This window comes from Phaeobacter sp. JH204B, assembly GCF_048055755.1.
GTDB classification, from domain to species: Bacteria; Pseudomonadota; Alphaproteobacteria; order Rhodobacterales; family Rhodobacteraceae; genus Phaeobacter; species Phaeobacter bryozoorum.
This window is the reverse complement of the sequence record NZ_JAYMXF010000030.1, coordinates 250,486-269,881: the sequence shown is the minus strand read 5'-3', so window position 1 is coordinate 269,881 and position 19,396 is coordinate 250,486. Positions and strand designations below refer to the sequence as shown.

Here is a 19,396-nt window from a genome sequence, read left to right as displayed (position 1 = left end):
CTGCGCCTGCGCGGCGGCCCGCAGGTACCAGGCCAGGTGATCGCGCCGGTCGGCCCGCAAGAGGGCGCGGGTCAGGTCCAGCGTCAGCTCCGGTTTGCCGGTGCCAAGGGAATGCGCCGCCAGCAGGCGGCCCTGTTCCAGGCTGAGATGATGTTCGGGGGTCGGCTCGGTCGCCGTTGCCGGCGCTGCGTGCAGCAGCGCCAGCGTCAGGGCTGCGGCCAGACAGCGCCGCATGAGATCAGGGTACCGGCTGATCGCAGACGGCCGAACTTTCTGCGGTGCCGCATTGGCCCAGAACAAAGATCCCGTATTCCTCGATGCCGTCGATATTCTCGACGTGGTTCTGGGCAAAGACGGACCCGGCAACCGATGTGGCATCGGTCCCGGCGAAGATGCCGCCATAGGTGCCGACATTGGTGCGGGTGCCGTTGACCACCTGCGAGGCGGTGCCGGTAAAGGTGCCATTGTCGGCAATATCGGTGGGCGCGAGGTCGAGTGTCACCAGCGTCTGCGGGGTGCCGCCCGCTGTGGTCGGCTCAATCTGGCGATTGTAGATGGTGCCATTGACGACATTGTCGCGGAAATCGGCATTGACGAAGGCATCGCCGGTGACCTCGGCCGACTGGGCCGGGCGAATGTCAGCCGGGGTGCCGGGGGCGACGGGCAGCAGATCGCCGCCATCGCCTGCGATGTTCATCAGGCCCACGTAGGTGCCAGCATAGCTCACCACACCTCCGGAGGCGACGTCTTCGGTCGGGGCGGAATAGCCGCCGCGACGGCCAAAGCTGGTGCCGGCAAAATAATAGGAGAACTGACCGCCGGTGGCGACGGCCACTGCAAAGCCGCCGTTTTCGATTTCACGGACATAGGCGGTGACATGACGGTCAAGCGAGCTGTCCTGCGCGGTATAGGCCTGATAGCCCTCGCGGTCGAGCGCCGGGCGGCGGCGGTAGTTGGCGGAAAACGGTGTGTCGTCAAGGCTGAGACCGCTGATCACCAATGTGCCCGCAGCGGCGTCATAGGCGACGCTATCAACGTCAGATGCCAGCACTTCGGGGACAATCGGATCGGTGGTGCCACCATCGGTATCATCCCCCGTGTCAAAGGGGTTGGTACCCCCGCCACATGCCGACAGCAGCGTTGCTGCCGCAAGTCCAAGCATTGCCCGCTTCATATGAACTGACCTCAAATTTTCTTTGTTTGCGGCAGTGTCTTGTCATGGTTGCGGAAAGTCAATTGAATTGCCGCGCCGCCTGGGCCGTCCGTAGCCGACCGTGGCGCATCGGTGACCTTTTTGTTGCGGGGTGCGCGGGGCAGGGCAAGCCGCTAGGGTGTGGATCAGCTGCGCCACTTTGGGGGCAGATGTCCGAATGGATATCGGGCAGGTGTCTGGGTGCGGGGCGCCCTGCGGCTACGGCTTACACACTCTTGAGATCGGGGGCGGCGGCAGGCTAGACAGAGGAGAAAACCTGCGGGCGCGCTCTGCGCCCCGACGGCAGGCAGATCACGAGGGAGAGATCGCAATGCGCCAGTACCATGAGGCCCTGCAGTATATTCTGGAACACGGCGAGGCCAGCAGTGACCGCACCGGCACCGGGACCATCTCCTGTTTCGGGATGCAGACCCGCTATCCGCTGGCCGATGGATTCCCGCTGGTGACCACCAAGAAGCTGCATCTGCGTTCCATCATCCACGAGCTTCTGTGGTTCCTGTCCGGCGACACCAATATCGGCTACCTGAAGGACAATGGCGTGTCGATCTGGGACGAATGGGCGGATGAGAACGGCGACCTCGGGCCGGTCTATGGTCATCAGTGGCGGCATTTTCCACGGCTTGAGCTGGTCCCCGGCACCAGTGGCGATGAGCCGCTTTATCGGGCGGGCACGGTCGATCAGATTGCGCAGCTGGTGGAGATGATCCGCAAAAGCCCCGACAGCCGCCGCCTGATTGTCACCGCCTGGAACCCCGGCGACGTGCCCGATATGGCGCTGCCGCCCTGCCATACCCTGTGGCAGGTGCGGGTGCAGGGGCGGCGGATGCACCTGCAGCTCTACCAGCGGTCGGCAGACATGTTCCTCGGCGTGCCGTTCAACATCGCCTCTTATGCGCTGCTGCTGAAGATGCTGGCGCATGTGACCGGCTATGAGGCGGGGGATTTCATCCATACCATCGGTGATGCCCATATCTATTCCAACCATATGGATCAGGTGACCCTGCAATTGTCGCGTACGCCGCAGCCGCTGCCGGAGCTGCGCATCACGCGCGACGTGCCCTCCATTTTTGACTTCAAATATGACGATTTCGAAGTGCTGAATTACACCCCCGATCCGGGCATCAAAGCTCCGGTTGCGGTTTGAGAGAGGACTGACATGATCACGCTTATTGTTGCCCGCGACCAGAATGGCGCCATTGGCAAGGACAATACGATCCCCTGGCAGGCGCCGGAGGATCTGAAGTCTTTTCAGCGCGAAACGCTGGGCGGGGCTTTGATCATGGGGCGCAATACCTGGGACAGCCTGCCGGTGAAGCCGTTGAAGAACCGGCTTAATCTGGTGGTGTCCTCAAACCCGGATGCCGCGGATCTGGTCTGCCCCAGCATCGAGGCCGCCCTGGCGGAGGCGCGCGCGCAGGGCTATCACCGGATTTACGGCATTGGCGGCGCGCGGATCTACGAAGGTCTGATGGAGATCGCTGACCGGATGCTGATCACCGAGGTCGAGACCGAGGTCGAGGACGCCGATACCTATTTCCCGCCGTTCCGGGCCGGGCAGTGGGGGATCGCCAGCCAGACCCAGATCCGCAGCGAGGCACCGGCCTGCGTGGTGGTGGAGTACATGCGCCGCTAGGTCTGTGCCGCGCGCCGGTCTGCCACAGCTCAGATCACCGGCAGCTCTGGCGCCGCACGGGTGCTGAGCAGGCGGCCCCCCTGCGGCGTCACCACGATGTTTTCCTCATGGACCATCATCAGCCCGTGGCCATAGGACAGCGATGGCTCCAGCGTCAGGACCATGTTCTCTTGCAGCTCGGTGGTGTCAAAGGCGGCGTGTGAGGGCTGTTCGGTCAGCTGTAACCCCAGCCCGTGACCCAGACGGCCAATGTCGCCGCCGCTGTCGTCCATCTCTGCAATCACCGCAGACATCGCCTGAAACAGATCGCGGCAGCTGTTGCCGGGGCGGGCGGCGGCGAGCCCGGCTTCGGTTGCGCGCCACAGCACATCATAGGCGCGGCGCGCGGTGTCATCGGCATGGCCAATTGCCCAGTTGCGGTCGAAATCGCAGTAATAGCCGTCCAGCACCATGCCGCTGTCCAGCATCAGGATATCCCCTGCCGCCAGCGGTGTGGCATCGGGCGGCGAGATCACATCGGCATAGCCGCCCTGCGCGCTGGCCCCGACCACATAGGGCGCGCCATCGGCCCCCTGCGCCAGCGCCTCGCGGCGAAAGGCGCGGAACACCTCGTCCAGCGGCACATCTTCGCGGGCGAATTCCGGCACCGCGGCAAAGGTCGCAGAGCCAATGGCGCAGATCCGGGCGAGCTTGTCGATTTCCGCCGGGGATTTCACCATCCTCAGCCCCTGCACCAGCCCGGTTGCGTCGGCAATGCGAAGGTCGGGCAGGGCGTCCATCAGCCGTTCCCAGTCGCCCAGCGGCATCCGCAGATGGGTCTCATGTCCCTTCATCACGCCAAGCGTCTTCAGCGGCGACAGCGCCTCGACCAGCAGGCTGATGCCGTCATCTTCGGGCGCGGGCGCCGACCAGCAGCGAATATCGTCAAGCCAGCTGCGCCGCATCAGGCTGGCGCCGATTTCGGGAATGATGGCAATCGGTTTGCCGCTGGCGGGGATCAGCACAAACCACGGGCGCGTCGGGCTTTGCCAGAACAGCGTCTGAAAACCGGTGAAATACTGCACGTCGGGTTCGGTCATCAAGAGCAGCGCGTCGAAACCGGCTTCGGCCATGCGGGCCTGTGCCCGCCTGGTACGGGCGGCGTATTCTGTTTCGGGAAATCCGCGCATCGCGAGAGGTGCTGTCATAGTGATCTTCTTTGCAGGTGGACCGCCCGTCGGGCGTTAAGGGCTCAGAAACCGGCACCGGGAGGGCACCGGCCGGGGGCAGAGTGTCGGGGTCAGAGGGTTGGCGTCAGCGCGTGGCCGGGATGTTGGAAAATCTGCCCAAACCCCTGCAACTGATCGGTGATTCCGGCCCGGCGCAGGCAGGACCACATCAGCGCCTGATTGGACGTGATCACCGGCTTGCCTGCGGCCTGTTCGATCTCATCCACCACCTCAAGCGCGCGAATGCCGCTACAGGAGAGAAAGATCGCATCGGCCTCCGGCTGATCAATCTCCAGCGCAAATTCCTTCCAGTAGGAGGGTTCGACCCGGCCGAATTCCAGACCTGTTTCCAGCCGCAGCCCCTGAATGTCGAGGATATCAAACCCGGCCGCCAGCAGATATTCCGCCTCGGCGGTGTTGATATCGTCAAGATAGGGCGTGCCGACCACGATCCGCTTGGCGCCGACTTCGCGCAGCGCGTCCATGACGCCGGTAACAATGGTCATCGGTTGCGTCTGCGGCGCGCCCTTGCGGATTTCGCGAAAGACGTTCTCTTCCCGGCAGACAATCGAGCCGGAGGTGCAGCAATAGGCGATGACCTCGGGGTTCATATCCGGTTGCAGCCGGCCGGCCGCCTCGGCCATGTGGTCGATGTGCCGCGCCAATGTCTCGTTGGTGGTGTAATCATCGGTCCTGAGCCGGGTGATATGCACGCCGACCCCTTCGGGCGCCATGGCAAAGAGGTCGGTTTCGCAGGCCAGATCGGTGGACATCAGGATAAAGCCGAGACTGGCGCGATGGGCGGTGCCCTTGCCCATCAGCGGGGTGCGGGGGCTGGACTGAACGGTTTGACCGGATTGAAACATCTGAGAAGGTACCTCGCTGTCGGCTCTTGGCCTGTTGACGTTGCGCTGTGAGGAGGGGGGAGGACTGGCTTCTGCGGGCCGGTGCGGCTGCGGCGTCAGCCCGCGTCTGTCTGGTCCAGAACCGTCCGGGCGGCGCGGAAACACTCCAGCCCCTGCGGAACGCCGCAATAGATCGCAACCGCGTGGATAATCGCGCGGATCTCTTCGCGGCTGACACCATTGTTCACCGCCCCCCGGCAATGCAGCTCCCATTCGTGCATCTTGCCAAGCGCGCCGATCATGGCAAGATTCATCATCGACCGGGTCTTGGCATCTATCGTGTCATCGCCCCAGCCAAAGCCCCAGCACCATGCGGTCATCGCCTCCTGAAAGGGGCGGGTGAACTCATCCGCGGCGGCGAGGTTCTTTTCCACATATTCCGCGCCAAGGGTGGCCTTGCGCTGCTCCAGACCCTTCAGGAACAGATCCTCGTCAAAGGTGCTGGTCCGGTGGGCTGTGGCGCCGGGTGTGTCAGGTGTCGTTGGACGGCTCATCTGCTGGCTCCTTCAGGAAGCGTTCGGCCGTGCGGGCCGCATCGGCGATATGGGTCTCAACCGCCCGGCGCGCGGCCTCAGGGTTGCGGCTGAGAATGGCATCGTGAATGGCGGTCATATGGCTCATGCCGGAGGTTTCGCGGTCCTTTGCCGCGATGGTAAGGGCGCGCAACCGGCTGATCCGACCGTTCAGCCGCTGCACGATATCCCAGGCAATCGTATGGCCGGCCTCAAGGAATATGAGCTGGTAAAAGCCGGTGGTGGCGCGCAGCAGATGGCCCCATTCGGTGTCACTCATCGACGCCTCGACCTCGGCAAGCGCGCGGCTGAGGTCGGCGGCAAACTCCGGCCGCTGCACCTCGGCGCTGGCCGCTGCTGCTGCCGCTTCCAGCTGGCGGCGCACATCGTAGATCTGCCGCGCCTGATCCCAGGTCAGGCGGGCCACGACCGGGCCGCGATTGGGGATGATCTCGACCAGCCCTTCAGCCTCAAGGTAGCGGATCGTCTCGCGGATCACGGTGCGACTCACACCCAGCTGATCGCAGAGCGGGCGTTCCACCAGCCGCTCACCGGGGGCGAAATGGCCGTCGATGATCGCCTCCCGCATCCGTTCCTGCACGATATCGCGCAGGGTTTGCGGGGCTTTTTCGATTTTGCGGAGCGTTGTCTGGCTGGGTTCCATGGGATTTCCATAGCAGCGCGTCTGGGCTGCGGCAAGTATGATTGACATATCGTATAATGGTATACCATGATACCGCAGAGCTGCCGATCAGGAGATTCCCATGCCCGCCATCATCCGCAAAACCCTGCTTCACGTCGAAAAGACCCTGATCGAAGGCGGCAAGGCGGCGCCGGTGCCGCTGACGCTGATTGCCGCCATCGCCGTTATTCGCAATCCTTGGGCAGGGCAGGGGTTTGTCGAGGATCTGACGCCGCAGATCCGGGACTGCGCACCCGGTCTGGGCACCCTGCTGACCGGGATGATTCTAGAGGCCGCAGGCGGTGGTGACCGGGTCGAGGGCTATGGCAAATCCGCGATCGTTGGGATGAACGGCGAGGTGGAGCACGCCTCCGCCCTGATCCACACACTGCAATTCGGCAATCCCTACCGCAGCGCTGTGGGGGCCAAATCCTACCTGTCATTCTGCAATACGCGCGGGCCTGCCAATGCGCCGCTGATGATCCCGCTGATGGATAAATGCGATGGCGGCAGACGGTCGCATTACCTCACCATCCAGACCTCCGTCGCCGATGCGCCCGGTGCCGATGAGGTGCTGATCGCGCTTGGCGCGTCGATCGGCGGGCGGCCGCATCACCGGATCGGCGACCGCTATCAGGATCTGAAAGAGCTTGGCAATGATGTCGACAACCCTGCAGCTGTCTGAGCCCACCCGCAGCGTCGCGCTGCGCGACTGCGGGCAGGGGCCTGCGCTGGTGCTCCTGCACGGTGTCGGAATGCAATCGGCAGCCTGGGGACCGCAGATTGAGGATCTGAGCCGGACCCATAGGGTGATTGCGCCGGATCTGCCGGGGCATGGCGGCAGCGCGCCGCTGCCTGCGGACAGCGAACTGCCGGATTTCGTGGTCTGGCTCAGGGATGTGCTGCGGGCGCTGGACCTCGGCCCGGTCAGCCTGGCGGGGCATTCGATGGGGGCGCTGATCGCGACCGGTTTCGCAGTGAGCCACCCGGCGCTGACCACACGGGTGGCGCTGTTGAACGGCGTCTTCTGCCGTGATCCGGCGGCGCGGACGGCCGTTCAGTCCCGCGCCGCTGAGATCGCTGCGGGTCGCTGCGATCTGGACACGCCGCTGGCCCGCTGGTTCGGCGACAGCCCGACCGATATCGACGCCCGTGACCGGGTTGCGGGTTGGCTGAAATCGGTTGATCCCGCAGGCTACGCCACCGCCTATGCGGCTTTTGCGCGGGGCGATGCGACTTATGCCGGGCGGCTGGCCGAGATTGCCTGTCCATTTCTGGCCATCACCGGCGATGGCGATCCCAATTCCACGCCCGAGATGTCGCAGGCCATGGCGCTGCGGGTGCGCCGGGGGCGTGCGGTGACCATCACCGGGCACCGCCATATGGTGAACCTGACCGCGCCGGATCTGGTCACCGCCGAACTGCGCGACTGGCTCGCCACGCCCACCCCTGAGGAGGATCCGTCATGACACCCCTTGATCCACGCGCCCTGCGTCAGGCCTTTGGCAGCTTCATGACCGGGGTGACGGTGGTCACCTCCCATGATGCCGGGGGTCGACCCATCGGATTCACCGCAAATTCGTTTACCTCCGTTTCGCTGGATCCGCCGCTGCTGCTGGTGTGCCTGGCCAATAGTTCGCGCAACTACGACGCGCTGGTCGGCGGCGAGGGGTTTGCCGTCAATGTGCTGGCGGAGACGCAGATCGAGATTTCCAATACCTTTGCCCGCCCGGCTGAGGACCGGTTTGCGGGCATCAGCTGGCACCGGGGGCCTGCGGGCTCGCCGCTGATCGACGGGGTGTCGGCCTGGTTCGATTGCAGCCTGCACAAGACGGTTGAGGCGGGCGATCATGTGATCCTGATCGGCGAGGTCCGCGCCTTTGGCACCGGCACCAGCCCCGGGCTTGGCTATGCGCGCGGTGCCTATGTGACGCCTGCAATGACCGCAGAGGCGGCGGTGGCCGGTCCAGATCTGGTGATCTCGGCCCTGATCGAGTGCGACGGCGCGGTGCTGCTGGTCGATGACGGATACGGCGGATCTACGTTGCCGGAGGCCTTGGTCGATGCCGAAGGCGCTGCCGCAACCATGCGCCGACTGATCGCCGAAACAGGGCTGAGCGGCGAGCCGGGCTTTGTCTATTCGATCTATGAGGACGTTGCCCGCAAACGCCAGCATATCGCCTTTCTGTGCCATGGTGCCACCGGCACCCCGTCGCGCGGGGTCTTTGTGCCGCTGGACAGCAGTGCGCTGGACGATGTCAGCGATCCGGCGATCCTTGCCATGCTGGACCGTTTCACCCGCGAGGCGGCTCTCGGCGATTTCGGCATCTATTCAGGCAATCAACGCAGCGGCGAAATCCGCCAGATCGCATAACGGCAGGTGGCATCATGCGCTTTTCTCTTTTTGTCCATATGGAACGCACCTCGGCGGAGCAGGACCAGCGGGATCTCTACGATGATTTCGTCACCCTGGCCAAAATCGCCGATCAGGGCGGGATGCACGCGGTCTGGACGGGGGAGCATCACGGGATGGACTTCACCATCGCGCCGAACCCTTTCCTGAACCTTGTCGATCTGGCGCGCCAGACCCGCAACGTGCGGCTTGGCACCGGCACCATCATCGCGCCGTTCTGGCATCCGATCCGCCTTGCAGGGGAGGCGGCGATGACCGATATGATCTTGGACGGGCGGCTGGAGCTCGGCATTGCGCGCGGCGCCTATAGCTACGAATACGAACGGATGGTGCCGGGTATGGATGCCTGGGATGCAGGCCAGCGGATGCGCGCGCTGATCCCGGCGCTGCGGGGGCTGTGGCAGGGCGATTACGCGCAGGAGGGTGCCTATCATTCCTTTCCGGCCACCACATCCTCGCCCAAACCGCTGCAACCGGGCGGCCCACCGATCTGGGTCGCCGCCCGCGATCCCAACAGCCATGAATTTGCCGTTGCCAATGGCTGCCATGTGCAGGTGACACCGCTGTGGCAGGGGGATGAGGAAATCACCCGGCTGATGGAGACCTTCAAGGCCGCCTGCGCCAAATTCCCGGATATGCCGCGCCCGGATATCATGCTGTTGAACCACACCTATATTGCCGCCGATGCCGCCGACGCCCAGCAGGCAGCGGAGGAGATCAACCGGTTTTACTGCTACTTCGGCGCCTGGTTCAAAAACGAACGGCCCGTGTCGCAGGGGCTGATCGCGCCGTTGAGCGAGGCGGAGATTGCCGCCCATCCGTTCTATTCGCCCGAGGCGATGCTGCGTGACAATGTGATCGCCACCGCCGAAGATGCGATTGCGCGGATCAAAGGTTATGAGGCGCTGGGGTACGATGAATACAGTTTCTGGATCGACAGCGGCATGAGTTCTAAGCGCAAGCGCGCCTCGCTTGAACGGTTCATTCGCGACGTCATGCCGGCCTTTGCCTGAAGGGGATCACCATGCAGCAGTTCCAGCAGTATATCGGCGGGGTGTTCTCGGATGGCTCCGCCCGTTTCGAGAGCCGCGATCCGGCAACCGGCGAGGTCTGGGCGATGATGCCAGAGGCCCGCGCGGCGGATGTGGAGGCGGCCGTGGCAGCGGCCCGTGCCGCATTCCACGCACCGGACTGGGCGGGCATCACCGCCAGCGCGCGTGGCAGGCTGCTTTACCGGCTGGCGGATCTGATTGCCGAAAACGCCGAGAGCCTGGCCCGGATCGAGACCCGCGATACCGGCAAGATCATTCGCGAAACCTCGGCCCAGATCGCCTATGTGGCTGAGTATTACCGCTACTACGCGGGCCTCGCCGACAAGATCGAAGGCGCCCATCTGCCGATCGACAAACCGGATATGGAAGTCTGGCTGCGCCGCGAGCCGCTTGGGGTGGTGGCGGCGGTGGTGCCGTGGAATTCGCAGCTGTTTCTGGCCGCGGTGAAGATCGGCCCGGCGCTGGCGGCGGGCTGTACCGTGGTGCTGAAGGCATCGGAGGAAGCCCCGGCGCCGATGCTGGAATTCGCCCGCATCTTTGATCAGGCCGGTTTTCCGCCGGGGGTGCTCAATGTGATTACCGGCTTTGGCGCCGACTGTGGCGCGGTGCTGACGGCCCATGCCGGGATTGACCACGTGGCCTTTACCGGCGGGCCGGAGACCGCGCGCCAGGTGGTGCGCAACTCGGCTGAGAACCTTGCCTCCACCTCGCTGGAGCTGGGCGGCAAATCGCCCTTCATCGTGCTTGAGGACGCCGATATCGACAGTGCGGTGAATGCGCAGGTCGCCGGGATCTTTGCCGCCACCGGGCAGAGCTGCGTTGCGGGCTCCCGGCTGATCATCTCAAACCGGATCAAGGCGGATTTTCTGCGCCGTCTGACAGAAAAGGCCGAAAGCGCCCGGATCGGTGCACCGGACGCGCCGGAGACCGAGATCGGCCCGCTCTGCACCGGCGCGCAGATGCGCCGGGCGGAGGATTTGCTGGCGGCCTCGGTTGCGGCGGGCGCGCGGATCGTGACTGGCGGGCAGCCGTTGCCGCAGGCCGGTCACTTCTTTCCGCCAACCATCGTGGATTGCAGCAACGCGCCGCAGGCGCCCTGTCTGAGCGAGGAATTCTTTGGCCCGGTCCTGTCGGTGTGCGGTTTTGACACCGAGGCCGAGGCGCTGGCGCTGGCTAATGACACCGCCTTTGGTCTTGCTTCTGGGGTGTTTACCCGCGACCTGACCCGTGCCCATCGCATGATCCGCGGCATTCGTGCAGGCATTGTCTGGGTCAATACCTATCGCGCGGTCAGCCCCATCGCCCCCTTTGGCGGCCACGGGCTATCCGGCCATGGCCGCGAGGGCGGGCTACAGGCGGCACTGGATTACACAAGGGTAAAGACGGTCTGGCTGCGCACCAGCGACGATCCGATCCCGGATCCCTTTGTGATGCGCTAGGTGATGCGCTGGGGCAGGCGACGGAGTGGCTGCGCGCAAGGGGGAACCCCGGCGCAGCCGGAGTGTGGTCACAGTGGGCGGATGTCGCTGGCCATCTGGCGACCGTCACGCCCTTCGGTCATTTCAAAATCGACTTTCTGATTATCTGTCAGCCCGGTCAGCCCGGATCGCTCAACCTGAGAGATGTGCACAAACACATCCTTGCCGCCGCCTTCAGGCTCGATAAAGCCATAGCCCTTGGTTGTATTGAACCATTTCACGGTGCCACTCGCCATGTTCCCGTGTCTCCTTCCTGCTAGTGAGCCGCCCTGAATACACGATAATTTCGCGGCGCAGAGCGGGGTGATCGGTTTTGCCGCAGTGCGCAGACAAAACAGGCCGGGGAAGTTGTCCCAACCCGGTTTCAACTTTTGCACGGACCATGTAAAAATCAAGCAAAACAGTGCGGCTCTACCATAAATTGTGCTGAGCCGTCCCCTCGGGAAAGGAAAAAACGTGCAACTCTATGGATTGAAGACCTGTGACACCTGCCGCAAAGCGCTGAAACAGCTGCCGCAGGCGGAGCTGGTGGATGTGCGCGCCGATGGGGTGCCGGAGGCGATTTTGCAGGCCGCACTGGCGCAGTTCGGCGACCGGCTGGTCAACACACGTTCCACCACATGGCGCGGGTTGAGCGAGGCAGAGCGGGCGGGGGAGCCGCTGGATCTGTTGACGGCGCATCCGACGCTGATGAAACGTCCGCTGATCAGATCCGGTGACGATCTGCACCTCGGCTGGGACGCCAAAACCAAGGCCGCACTTGGCGTCGAGGGCTAGAACCCCCATCTGCATATCGGATTAGGTAAGGAGAGCGGCAATGCGCAATGCAGCGCTGGTGCTGGGCATCGTGGCCGGGCTGATCGGCATGGTGGTGGGGTTTGCGGGCTATGGCTATACCGCCGCCGTGGAGTATTTTGGCGAAATCGACGGGGTGGCCCGGCAGGTCGACGATGTCGAACAACTGCGGCTCCTGGCCGTGATCTCGCCCATCCTTGCGCTGGCCGGTGGCGCGATGGCGCTGTCGCGGGCGCTCTGGGGCGGGGTGCTGCTGCTGGCCTCGGCGGCGGGGCTATATGCCGGGTTCGGGCTTAATGTCTTTACCATCTTCCCGATCTCGCTGGCGCTTCTTGGCGGGCTGCTGGCGCTTGCTGCCGGCAAACCGGATGAGCCGAAGGCGCATTTCTGAACCGGATCCAACGCAAGGAATGAAAAAAGGCGCCGCTGCGGATGCAGGGCGCCTTTTTATGTTTGAGGACTGGCCGGATCAGGCGGTGGCAGGCGCCGTGGCGCGCCGCGCCAGCGCATCAAGGGACAGCGGACCAGCCCCCTTGAACACCAGCACCAACAGCAGGAAGGTCCACATCACCCGCTGGTCGACCAGACCAATGGCGTTGTCAAAGAGACTGCCCAGTTTCACGCCATGGCCGGTCACATCGACGATGGTCTGCACCCAGATGAAACCGATGGTGCCAAGAGCGGCCAGACGGGTGAGCAGACCAACAAGGATCAGCGCGGGCAGCACATATTCGGCGACAGTGCCGGCAAAGATCACCAGCCGCTGAAAGATATTGAGCTGGCTGACATCATAAAGCACCGCCTCGGCGGCCTTGGGGAAGATCTGACCAAAGGCGCCGGCAGAGGGCGAGAAAATCGAACCATCCGTCTTCAGCCCGGCAGAGTTCCAGTAGTAGACCAAGAGAACCGCGGCAAAGACCAGCCGGGCCAGGGTCGGGACGATGATATCGGACAGCCGGTCAGCCTTGCCGAAGATCGAGGTATAGGAGGAAACAAGCGCGTGCATCGGTTATCCTTTGCGGTCTAGGTCAATGATTGCACCGCCTTGCAGCAACAGGGCGAGCGGGTGTGAGAGGTCGAAATCCGGCTGGTCGGCCTGAACGGCGGTCAGCGCCTCGTCCAGCGTGGCACCAGCGATGAGGGCGGTGATCCAGTCCGCGCCCCCGGCGGGCAGCTCCTGAACGATGGGGTCGAATTCGGGCCGGGTGATCAGCACGTCCTGCGCGATATGGCGGGGCTTGGGCGCATTCTGTTCGGTGTTGAAGCGCCAGATGTCATAGATCGGCCAGGGCGAGCGCAGCAGGGTGACGGCGGGGGCCAGTGTCAGCCGGGTCGCCATCAGCTGATCGGGTGCAAGCGCTGCCAGACGCGCCGGGTCAACCGCAGTGGCGTCGGCAGCGTGATACGCCCGGCGCAGGGCAAGGTCGAGCCGCGCCGCATCGGGCAGATAGCCGAGATGTTTCAGCTGCTCCATCCCGGCGAGAAACGCGGGAAACTCAGCGCCATAGTGCATCATCAGCGGCGAGGAGGGCGGATGGGCGCGCAGATATATGCCCGCCAGCCCGTCGAGGTTCTGCTTGCCCAGCAGCTTGCCGATCAGGGGAAAGGCGCTGTGCATCGCCTCGGTCAGGGAGACCGCGATATTATTGCGATAGACGCTGAACCGCCGCCCGGCCGGCTGGCCGGTCGCATCCAGCAGCCCCTCAGGCACCGGCTGGCCCGCATCCATCATGGCGTGGGCGAATTCTGTCTGGCTGACAGTCATGCCGGCACCCGCTCCAGCGCGGTTGCGGCACGGGCGGCCTCGGCTTCCAGCACCGGCCAGGCGGGCACATCGGTGTCCCACTCGACCAGCACAGGCTTGGGGCCGGATTTTGCCAGCGTATAATCCAGCAGCGCCCAGACCGGATCCACCACCTCGGCGCCGTGGCTGTCGATCAGCAGCGGTTTGCCGTGGTCGTCCTGATCCTCATCATGGCCGCCAAGGTGGATTTCACCAACCTGATCCAGCGCAAAGGCGTCGATATAGCCCTGCGGCGAGAAATCGAGATTGGTGGCGGAGACAAAGACGTTGTTCACATCCAAGAGCAGCCCGCAGCCGGTGCGGCGGGTGATCTCGGCCAGAAACTCCGGCTCGGACCAGCTGCTTTCGGCAAAGGCGAGGTAGCTGGATGGGTTTTCCAGCAGCATCCGCCGCCCGATGGCGTCCTGCACCTGATTGATATGATCGCAGACCCGCGCCAGCGTGGCATCCGTATAGGGCAGCGGCAGCAGGTCGTTATAGAAATGGCTGTCATGGGTGGACCAGGCCAGATGTTCGGAGAAGCTGGCAGGATTGAGCCAGCCCACCAGATGCGTCAGCCGTGCCAGATGATCGGCGTCCAGCGGCCCGTCGCCGCCGATAGAGAGGCCGACGCCATGCACCGACAGGGCAAACTGTTCAGCCAGATGACGCAGCTGCGCGATCGGGCGGCCACCGTCGCCCATGTAGTTCTCGGCGTGGATTTCCAGCCATTTTACCGGGCTCGGCCGCTCAGCGCCGACAGTTGCAAGAATATCGGCGAAATGCTGCGGCTTGTAGCCAACACCGGCTGCGGCGGGCAGGGAAGGGGCGGCATCCAGCATGACAGGTCCTCTGATCCGGTTACAAAAAGGGCGGGAGAAATCCCCCGCCCCGCTGGTCTGGCCTGTGCTTATGCAGGCAGGTCACGTTCCAGCGGCTCCAGCGAGCCCTTGCGGTCGCTGCCATCGGCCATTGCGGGCAGTTCCATACCTTCGCAGCTGCCGGCATCGACCAGGGTCCAGGCGTTGCCCTGATAATCGACGGTCGAGGTGCCGGCGCAGGTGGTGCCGGGACCGGCGGCGCAGTCGTTCTGACCGGCGAGGGAGACGCCATAGCATTTCTCTTTGGACTGGGCGGCAGCCGGGGTGACCATGGCAGAGGTCAGTGCGGCAGCAACGGCACCAGCGACGGCGAGGGATTTTGCGGTGTTGGACATCGGTGTCTTCCTTCTTTGGAATTTGGTTGCGAGGCGGTTGTTACAGGTCAGACATTAGCTCAGCCTGAGAAGTGTTTGAATTCACGAGCCTGTGTCTCACGCGGGCGTCAGCAGCCGTGACCGCTTATTACAGCGAAGTGGCTGCTGAACCCTTAAAACCATGCGCAAAAAGAAACCGGCCCCGCAAGTGGGGGCCGGTAAAAAGGCAAAGATCAGCAAAAGACCGCAGGAATGTTACAGAAGATCCGGCGGAGTTGCCTCAACCGCCAGCGCTTTTGTTACAGCCTCCAGGGTTTCGACCTTGGTCTGTTTTTCGCCAAGACGGCGGACGGAAACGGTGCGCTCTTCGACCTCGCGGTGGCCGACGGCGAGGATGACCGGCACCTTGCCCACCGAATGCTCGCGAACCTTGTAGTTGATCTTCTCGTTGCGGATGTCGGCCTCGGCGCGCACACCGGCGGCGCGCAGGGTCTCAACAACCTCGTTCACATAGTCATCGGCGTCGGAGGTGATCGAGGCGACAACCACCTGACGCGGCGCCAGCCAGAACGGCAGCTTGCCTGCGTGTTCCTCGATCAGGATACCGATGAAGCGCTCGAAGGAGCCCAGCGTGGCGCGGTGCAGCATGAAGGGGCGGTGCTTGTTGCCGTCCTGGCCGATGAAATTCGCATCCAGCCGCTCGGGCAGGTTGGGATCCACCTGCAGGGTGCCGCACTGCCAGTTCCGCCCGATGGCGTCGGTGAGGGTGAACTCCAGCTTCGGACCGTAAAAGGCACCTTCGCCCTCCAGCAGCTCGTAGTCATAGCCCGCCGCCTTGCAGGCATCGCCTAGCGCCTTTTCCACCAGATCCCAGCTCTCGTCGCTGCCGATCCGTTTTTCCGGGCGGGTCGAGAGCTTGATGGTCCAGTCATGGAAGCCGAGATCGGCATAGACCTTGGACAGGAAGGCGATGAATTTTGCGGTTTCAGACTCGATCTGATCCTCGGCGCAGAAGATATGGCCATCATCCTGAGTGAACCCACGCACCCGCATAATACCATGCAGCGCGCCCGAGGGTTCATAGCGCGCACAGGAGCCGAACTCAGCCATGCGCAGCGGCAGGTCGCGGTAGGATTTGAGGCCCTGATTGAACACCTGCACATGGCAGGGGCAGTTCATCGGCTTCAGTGCGTTGACCGCCTTTTCGCGGGCATGTTCCTCGTCCACTTCGACGATGAACATGTTCTCCTGATATTTGTCCCAGTGGCCCGAGGCCTCCCACAGCTTGCGGTCCACCACCTGCGGGGTGTTCACCTCGACATAGCCGTCGCGGTCCTGCATGCGGCGCATGTAGTCCTGAAGGGTGGTGTAGATGCGCCAGCCGTTGGGGTGCCAGAAGATCTGGCCCGGCGCCTCTTCCTGCATGTGGAACAGGTTCATCTCGCGGCCCAGCTTGCGGTGGTCGCGTTTGGCGGCCTCTTCCAGCATGGTGAGATGCGCTTTCAGCTTTTCCTTGCCGGTGAAGGCAACGCCGTAGATCCGCTGCAGCATCTGGCGGGAGCTGTCGCCGCGCCAATAGGCGCCTGCGATGCTCATCAGTTTGAAAGCATCGCCCGGCAGCTGGCCGGTGTGCTGCAGGTGCGGGCCGCGGCAGAGGTCCTGCCAGTCGCCATGCCAGTACATGCGCAGCGGCTCGTCGCCCGGGATGCTCTCGATCAGCTCGACCTTATAGGGTTCGTTCAGGTCGGTGTAATGCTGGATCGCGCGGTCGCGCTCCCAGACCTCGGTGCGGACCTCATCACGTTTGTTGATGATCTCTTTCATCTTTTTCTCGATGGCGCCGAGATCTTCTGGGGTGAAGGGCTCTGCGCGGTCGAAGTCGTAATACCAGCCGTTTTCAATGACCGGGCCGATGGTGACCTTGGTGTCGGGCCAGATGTCCTGCACCGCGCGCGCCATCACATGCGCCAGATCGTGGCGGATCAGCTCATTGGCCTGAACCTCATCCTTCATGGTGTGGATGGCAATGGCGGCGTCCGCGTCGATCGGCCACTGAAGATCCCAGTGCTGCCCGTTGACGGTGGCGGAGATGGCCTTTTTGGCCAGCGAGGTCGAGATGTCAGCGGCCACCTCGGCAGGGGTGATACCTGCGTCATAGGAGCGTGCATTGCCATCGGGGAAGGTGAGAGAGATTTGGGCCATATCGGCTCTCCTCGTCGGTTTGGCGCCCACAGAACGCCCGGTTGCGGGTTATGGTGTTCTGCCCGTTTGGCAGGGGTATGCGAGGCTGTCAAGCAGGCGAGGGGCCAGCCCCTCGCGCTCCCCGGGATATTTTTCGCCAGAAGATGCAGCAGCGGCATCAGGGGGGCTGGATCAGGGGGGCTGGATCAGCGGGCGGGGGTTGGGACACCTTTGCGGATCAGGGCTGAGTAGTCTTGCGTGATGCCCCGGGCCTGCGCCCTGGCGGTGATGCTGCCGCGTTCGCGCAGGTCTTCGGTGCTGTAGCCTGCGGCCAGAACGCCCTGTTCATGGGCATATTCCGGCAGGTAGCCATTGGCCAGCAGCCGCCAGTCCAGCGGCACATCCTGAAGGATGGTGCGGATCATCGTCATCACCACGGTGGTGCAATTCGAGGTGAGTGAATTATACCACTGCGGCTGTGCGGCCAGCCGGTTGGCGGCCTCGACATATTGCATCAGCAGCGCGCGGGCGGTGTCGGGGTCGGTATTGATGCGAAACAGCTGCACATCCTCGCCGCGGGCATTGGTGCGGGTGCCCACCACATCGCGTTCATCGGCGGCGATCAGCACCAGCGTATTGGTCTTGAACAGATCCGCGATGGGGGAGAAGCCGCCGCCGACCTGACGCCGCACCTCGACCGACCAGGCGATATGGGCGCCATCGGCAAAGCCGAAGCTGACCACCATATGGGCCATCTCCGGTCCGGCCCAATAGGACATGAAGAGATCGACGGTGGTCAGCTGGCTGAGATCATAGCTGCGGGTCTCCCAGCGCGGGGTGAAGTCGGTCGGTGTGGTCCAGTCGAAATTGCGCACATCTGTCAGTGTCAGGATATCGCCGTCGCGGGTGCCGGTGACCTGGCGGGCCACATCGGGGGACCAGTTTGCCTCGGCCGGCGGGGTCAGGCTTGCCCACCACCAGATCAGCGCGGCCAGCGCCAGGCAGAAGGTGGCCAGCCCGCGCAGCGCACGGCCGCGGATCACCGCCCAGAGCGTGGCCAGACCAAGGCCCGCAAAGCCGGATGCCGCGGCTGTACGCCAGAGGCCGTCCACGGGCAGCCGGTACCAGAGCGCCAGCGCGCCCCAGAGAGTGGCCAGCAGGATCAGCAGGCAGAGAAGCCCGAGGCAGAGAAGGCGGAGGGCACGGGTCAAGGGAGGCTCCTGATTTGCGGCGGTTCTGATGTCGCGCGGACCCTAGGCAGGGCTGCGGCTGGCTGCAAGGGCATCAGGCGGTCGGGGCGGCGGCGTCCCGGCGCCAGCCATCTGCCGCCGGTGCCTCCTGCGGTGAAACCGGCCATTGCGGCGGCGCGGCTGCCGTGGCAGATCTGACATCAGCATAATGACCGGACTGCATCGCGGGGGAGACCATGGCAGCAACCCAATTTCTGGACTGTGACAGCGGCCGCCGTCTGGCCTATCACCTGAGCCCGGCCACCGGCGCGGCCAAGGATGCGCCGACGCTGGTGTTTCTGGGGGGGCTGAAATCCGATATGGAGGGCACCAAGGCGGTGCATCTGGAGGCCTGGGCCCGGGCGCGGGGCCTCGGGTTTCTGCGGTTTGACTATTCCGGCCACGGCGAAAGCTCCGGCCGTTTTGAAGAGGGCTGCATCGGCGACTGGCATCAGGATACGCTGGCGGCGGTAAAGGCATTGACCACAGGGGCGATCCTGCCGGTTGGCTCCTCCATGGGGGGCTGGCAGGCGCTGCTCCTGGCGCGGGCGATGCCCGAGCGGGTGGCCGGGCTGGTCACCATCGCCGCCGCGCCGGATTTCACCGAGGATGGCTATTGGGCCAATTTCACCGATCCCCAGAAGGCGGAGCTGGAGGCGCGCGGGCAGGTCGAACTGCCAAGCGACTACATGGAGCCTTATGTCATCACCAAACGGATGATCGAGGACGGGCGCAACCATCTGGTGCTGCGCGATCCGCTGGTGCTGGCGATGCCGGTGCGCTGCCTGCAGGGCACCGCCGACACCGCCGTCAGCACCGAGACCGCGCTGCGGCTGCTGGATCATGCCACCTGCGCCGATATGCGCCTGCATCTGGTGAAGGACGCCGACCATCGGTTCTCCGACCCGGCCTGTCTGGCGCTGATTGAAACCGCCGTGGCGGAGGTGCTGGGGCTATCTGGCGCGCCAGATATCGGCTAGGTTGAGTGGCGGGGCGGGCGCGCAGGTTCTGATGTAGTGACCTGCATCCACCACGCGACAGCTGACGCAGGCTATGGCAGAGTGTCGGGGATGATCTGCCACATAGCGCAGGGTGGCCCGAAAGGGGGCAACCCGAC

Annotated in this window: 22 protein-coding genes and 1 pseudogene; 10 read left to right on the top strand and 13 right to left on the bottom strand. The window is 64.0% G+C overall.

Going from position 1 to position 19,396, the window contains the following annotated elements:
- Both VXL81_RS17745 and VXL81_RS17740 read right to left on the bottom strand, forming a co-directional pair.
- A pseudogene (locus tag VXL81_RS17745) lies at positions 1-234 on the bottom strand (hypothetical protein); the annotation flags it as partial.
- Between the two features lie 4 nt (positions 235-238).
- Positions 239-1,174: a thymidylate synthase gene (locus VXL81_RS17740; protein WP_340546001.1), complete on the bottom strand. Its 936-nt coding sequence runs from the start codon at positions 1,172-1,174 to the stop codon at positions 239-241.
- Positions 1,175-1,523: 349 nt separating this feature from the next.
- On the opposite strand from VXL81_RS17740, the gene VXL81_RS17735 reads away from it, so the two are divergent.
- Positions 1,524-2,357, top strand: coding sequence for a thymidylate synthase (locus tag VXL81_RS17735; protein WP_340546000.1), 834 nt, complete (start codon positions 1,524-1,526; stop codon positions 2,355-2,357).
- 12 nt (positions 2,358-2,369) lie between these two features.
- Positions 2,370-2,846: a dihydrofolate reductase gene (locus VXL81_RS17730; protein WP_340545999.1), complete on the top strand. Its 477-nt coding sequence runs from the start codon at positions 2,370-2,372 to the stop codon at positions 2,844-2,846.
- Between the two features lie 29 nt (positions 2,847-2,875).
- Here the strand turns inward: VXL81_RS17730 and VXL81_RS17725 are convergent, their stop codons facing one another.
- From VXL81_RS17725 to VXL81_RS17710, 4 genes are all read right to left on the bottom strand, one after another.
- Positions 2,876-4,033 (bottom strand): M24 family metallopeptidase, encoded by a 1,158-nt coding sequence (locus tag VXL81_RS17725; RefSeq protein WP_416539015.1) that lies wholly within the window; start codon positions 4,031-4,033, stop codon positions 2,876-2,878.
- A gap of 92 nt (positions 4,034-4,125) precedes the next feature.
- Entirely contained in the window at positions 4,126-4,920 is a 795-nt protein-coding gene (locus VXL81_RS17720) for an arylmalonate decarboxylase (protein WP_416535202.1), read from the bottom strand.
- Positions 4,921-5,015: 95 nt separating this feature from the next.
- The gene (locus tag VXL81_RS17715) at positions 5,016-5,453 is read right to left on the bottom strand and encodes a carboxymuconolactone decarboxylase family protein (RefSeq protein ID WP_416535201.1); all 438 of its coding nucleotides are present in this window, start codon (positions 5,451-5,453) and stop codon (positions 5,016-5,018) included.
- A complete protein-coding gene (locus tag VXL81_RS17710) occupies positions 5,431-6,135 on the bottom strand; it encodes a GntR family transcriptional regulator (RefSeq protein ID WP_416539014.1) in 705 nt (234 codons plus the stop codon). Before VXL81_RS17710 ends, VXL81_RS17715 begins: the two co-directional genes overlap by 23 nt.
- 100 nt (positions 6,136-6,235) lie before the next feature.
- Between VXL81_RS17710 and VXL81_RS17705 the strand changes: the two genes are divergently transcribed.
- From VXL81_RS17705 to VXL81_RS17685, 5 genes are read left to right on the top strand one after another with little or no spacing between them, the layout of a single operon-like run.
- A complete protein-coding gene (locus VXL81_RS17705; RefSeq protein WP_340545994.1) occupies positions 6,236-6,838 on the top strand; it encodes an amino acid synthesis family protein in 603 nt (200 codons plus the stop codon).
- On the top strand, positions 6,810-7,622 hold the full coding sequence (locus tag VXL81_RS17700) for an alpha/beta fold hydrolase (RefSeq protein WP_416555453.1): 813 nt from the start codon (positions 6,810-6,812) through the stop codon (positions 7,620-7,622). Before VXL81_RS17705 ends, VXL81_RS17700 begins: the two co-directional genes overlap by 29 nt.
- The gene (locus VXL81_RS17695; protein WP_416555451.1) at positions 7,619-8,527 is read left to right on the top strand and encodes a flavin reductase family protein; all 909 of its coding nucleotides are present in this window, start codon (positions 7,619-7,621) and stop codon (positions 8,525-8,527) included. The genes VXL81_RS17700 and VXL81_RS17695 overlap by 4 nt, the downstream gene beginning before the upstream one ends.
- 14 nt (positions 8,528-8,541) lie before the next feature.
- Positions 8,542-9,579 carry an LLM class flavin-dependent oxidoreductase gene (locus VXL81_RS17690; protein ID WP_416555449.1) on the top strand — a complete coding sequence of 346 codons (1,038 nt, stop codon included), beginning with the start codon at positions 8,542-8,544 and terminating at the stop codon, positions 9,577-9,579.
- 11 nt (positions 9,580-9,590) lie between these two features.
- Positions 9,591-11,057, top strand: coding sequence for an aldehyde dehydrogenase (locus tag VXL81_RS17685; protein ID WP_416555447.1), 1,467 nt, complete (start codon positions 9,591-9,593; stop codon positions 11,055-11,057).
- A 68-nt stretch (positions 11,058-11,125) separates the two neighbouring features.
- Here the strand turns inward: VXL81_RS17685 and VXL81_RS17680 are convergent, their stop codons facing one another.
- Positions 11,126-11,332 carry a cold-shock protein gene (locus tag VXL81_RS17680; RefSeq protein WP_340545989.1) on the bottom strand — a complete coding sequence of 69 codons (207 nt, stop codon included), beginning with the start codon at positions 11,330-11,332 and terminating at the stop codon, positions 11,126-11,128.
- A 220-nt stretch (positions 11,333-11,552) separates the two neighbouring features.
- On the opposite strand from VXL81_RS17680, the gene VXL81_RS17675 reads away from it, so the two are divergent.
- Together VXL81_RS17675 and VXL81_RS17670 are read left to right on the top strand one after the other, a co-directional pair.
- Positions 11,553-11,873 carry an arsenate reductase family protein gene (locus VXL81_RS17675; RefSeq protein ID WP_416542097.1) on the top strand — a complete coding sequence of 107 codons (321 nt, stop codon included), beginning with the start codon at positions 11,553-11,555 and terminating at the stop codon, positions 11,871-11,873.
- Between the two features lie 40 nt (positions 11,874-11,913).
- Positions 11,914-12,282: a hypothetical protein gene (locus VXL81_RS17670; RefSeq protein ID WP_260102341.1), complete on the top strand. Its 369-nt coding sequence runs from the start codon at positions 11,914-11,916 to the stop codon at positions 12,280-12,282.
- Positions 12,283-12,360: 78 nt separating this feature from the next.
- Here the strand turns inward: VXL81_RS17670 and VXL81_RS17665 are convergent, their stop codons facing one another.
- The 6 genes from VXL81_RS17665 to VXL81_RS17640 all read right to left on the bottom strand — a co-directional run bounded on the left by VXL81_RS17665 (position 12,361) and on the right by VXL81_RS17640 (position 18,261).
- Complete coding sequence (locus VXL81_RS17665; RefSeq protein WP_260102340.1) at positions 12,361-12,897, bottom strand: DoxX family protein; 537 nt, start codon at positions 12,895-12,897, stop codon at positions 12,361-12,363.
- A gap of 3 nt (positions 12,898-12,900) precedes the next feature.
- The gene (locus VXL81_RS17660) at positions 12,901-13,656 is read right to left on the bottom strand and encodes a DNA-binding domain-containing protein (RefSeq protein ID WP_340545987.1); all 756 of its coding nucleotides are present in this window, start codon (positions 13,654-13,656) and stop codon (positions 12,901-12,903) included.
- The gene (locus VXL81_RS17655) at positions 13,653-14,516 is read right to left on the bottom strand and encodes a DUF692 domain-containing protein (RefSeq protein WP_416555445.1); all 864 of its coding nucleotides are present in this window, start codon (positions 14,514-14,516) and stop codon (positions 13,653-13,655) included. The genes VXL81_RS17660 and VXL81_RS17655 overlap by 4 nt, the downstream gene beginning before the upstream one ends.
- 68 nt (positions 14,517-14,584) lie before the next feature.
- Positions 14,585-14,890 (bottom strand): DUF2282 domain-containing protein, encoded by a 306-nt coding sequence (locus VXL81_RS17650; protein WP_340545985.1) that lies wholly within the window; start codon positions 14,888-14,890, stop codon positions 14,585-14,587.
- A 234-nt stretch (positions 14,891-15,124) separates the two neighbouring features.
- Entirely contained in the window at positions 15,125-17,071 is a 1,947-nt protein-coding gene (gene thrS, locus VXL81_RS17645) for a threonine--tRNA ligase (protein ID WP_416535193.1), read from the bottom strand.
- Positions 17,072-17,256: 185 nt separating this feature from the next.
- Positions 17,257-18,261 (bottom strand): DUF4105 domain-containing protein, encoded by a 1,005-nt coding sequence (locus VXL81_RS17640; RefSeq protein WP_416555443.1) that lies wholly within the window; start codon positions 18,259-18,261, stop codon positions 17,257-17,259.
- Positions 18,262-18,476: 215 nt separating this feature from the next.
- Here VXL81_RS17640 and VXL81_RS17635 point away from each other — a divergent pair, with 215 nt between their 5' ends.
- Positions 18,477-19,259 (top strand): alpha/beta fold hydrolase, encoded by a 783-nt coding sequence (locus VXL81_RS17635; RefSeq protein ID WP_416555441.1) that lies wholly within the window; start codon positions 18,477-18,479, stop codon positions 19,257-19,259.
- The last annotated feature ends 137 nt before the right edge of the window (positions 19,260-19,396 follow it).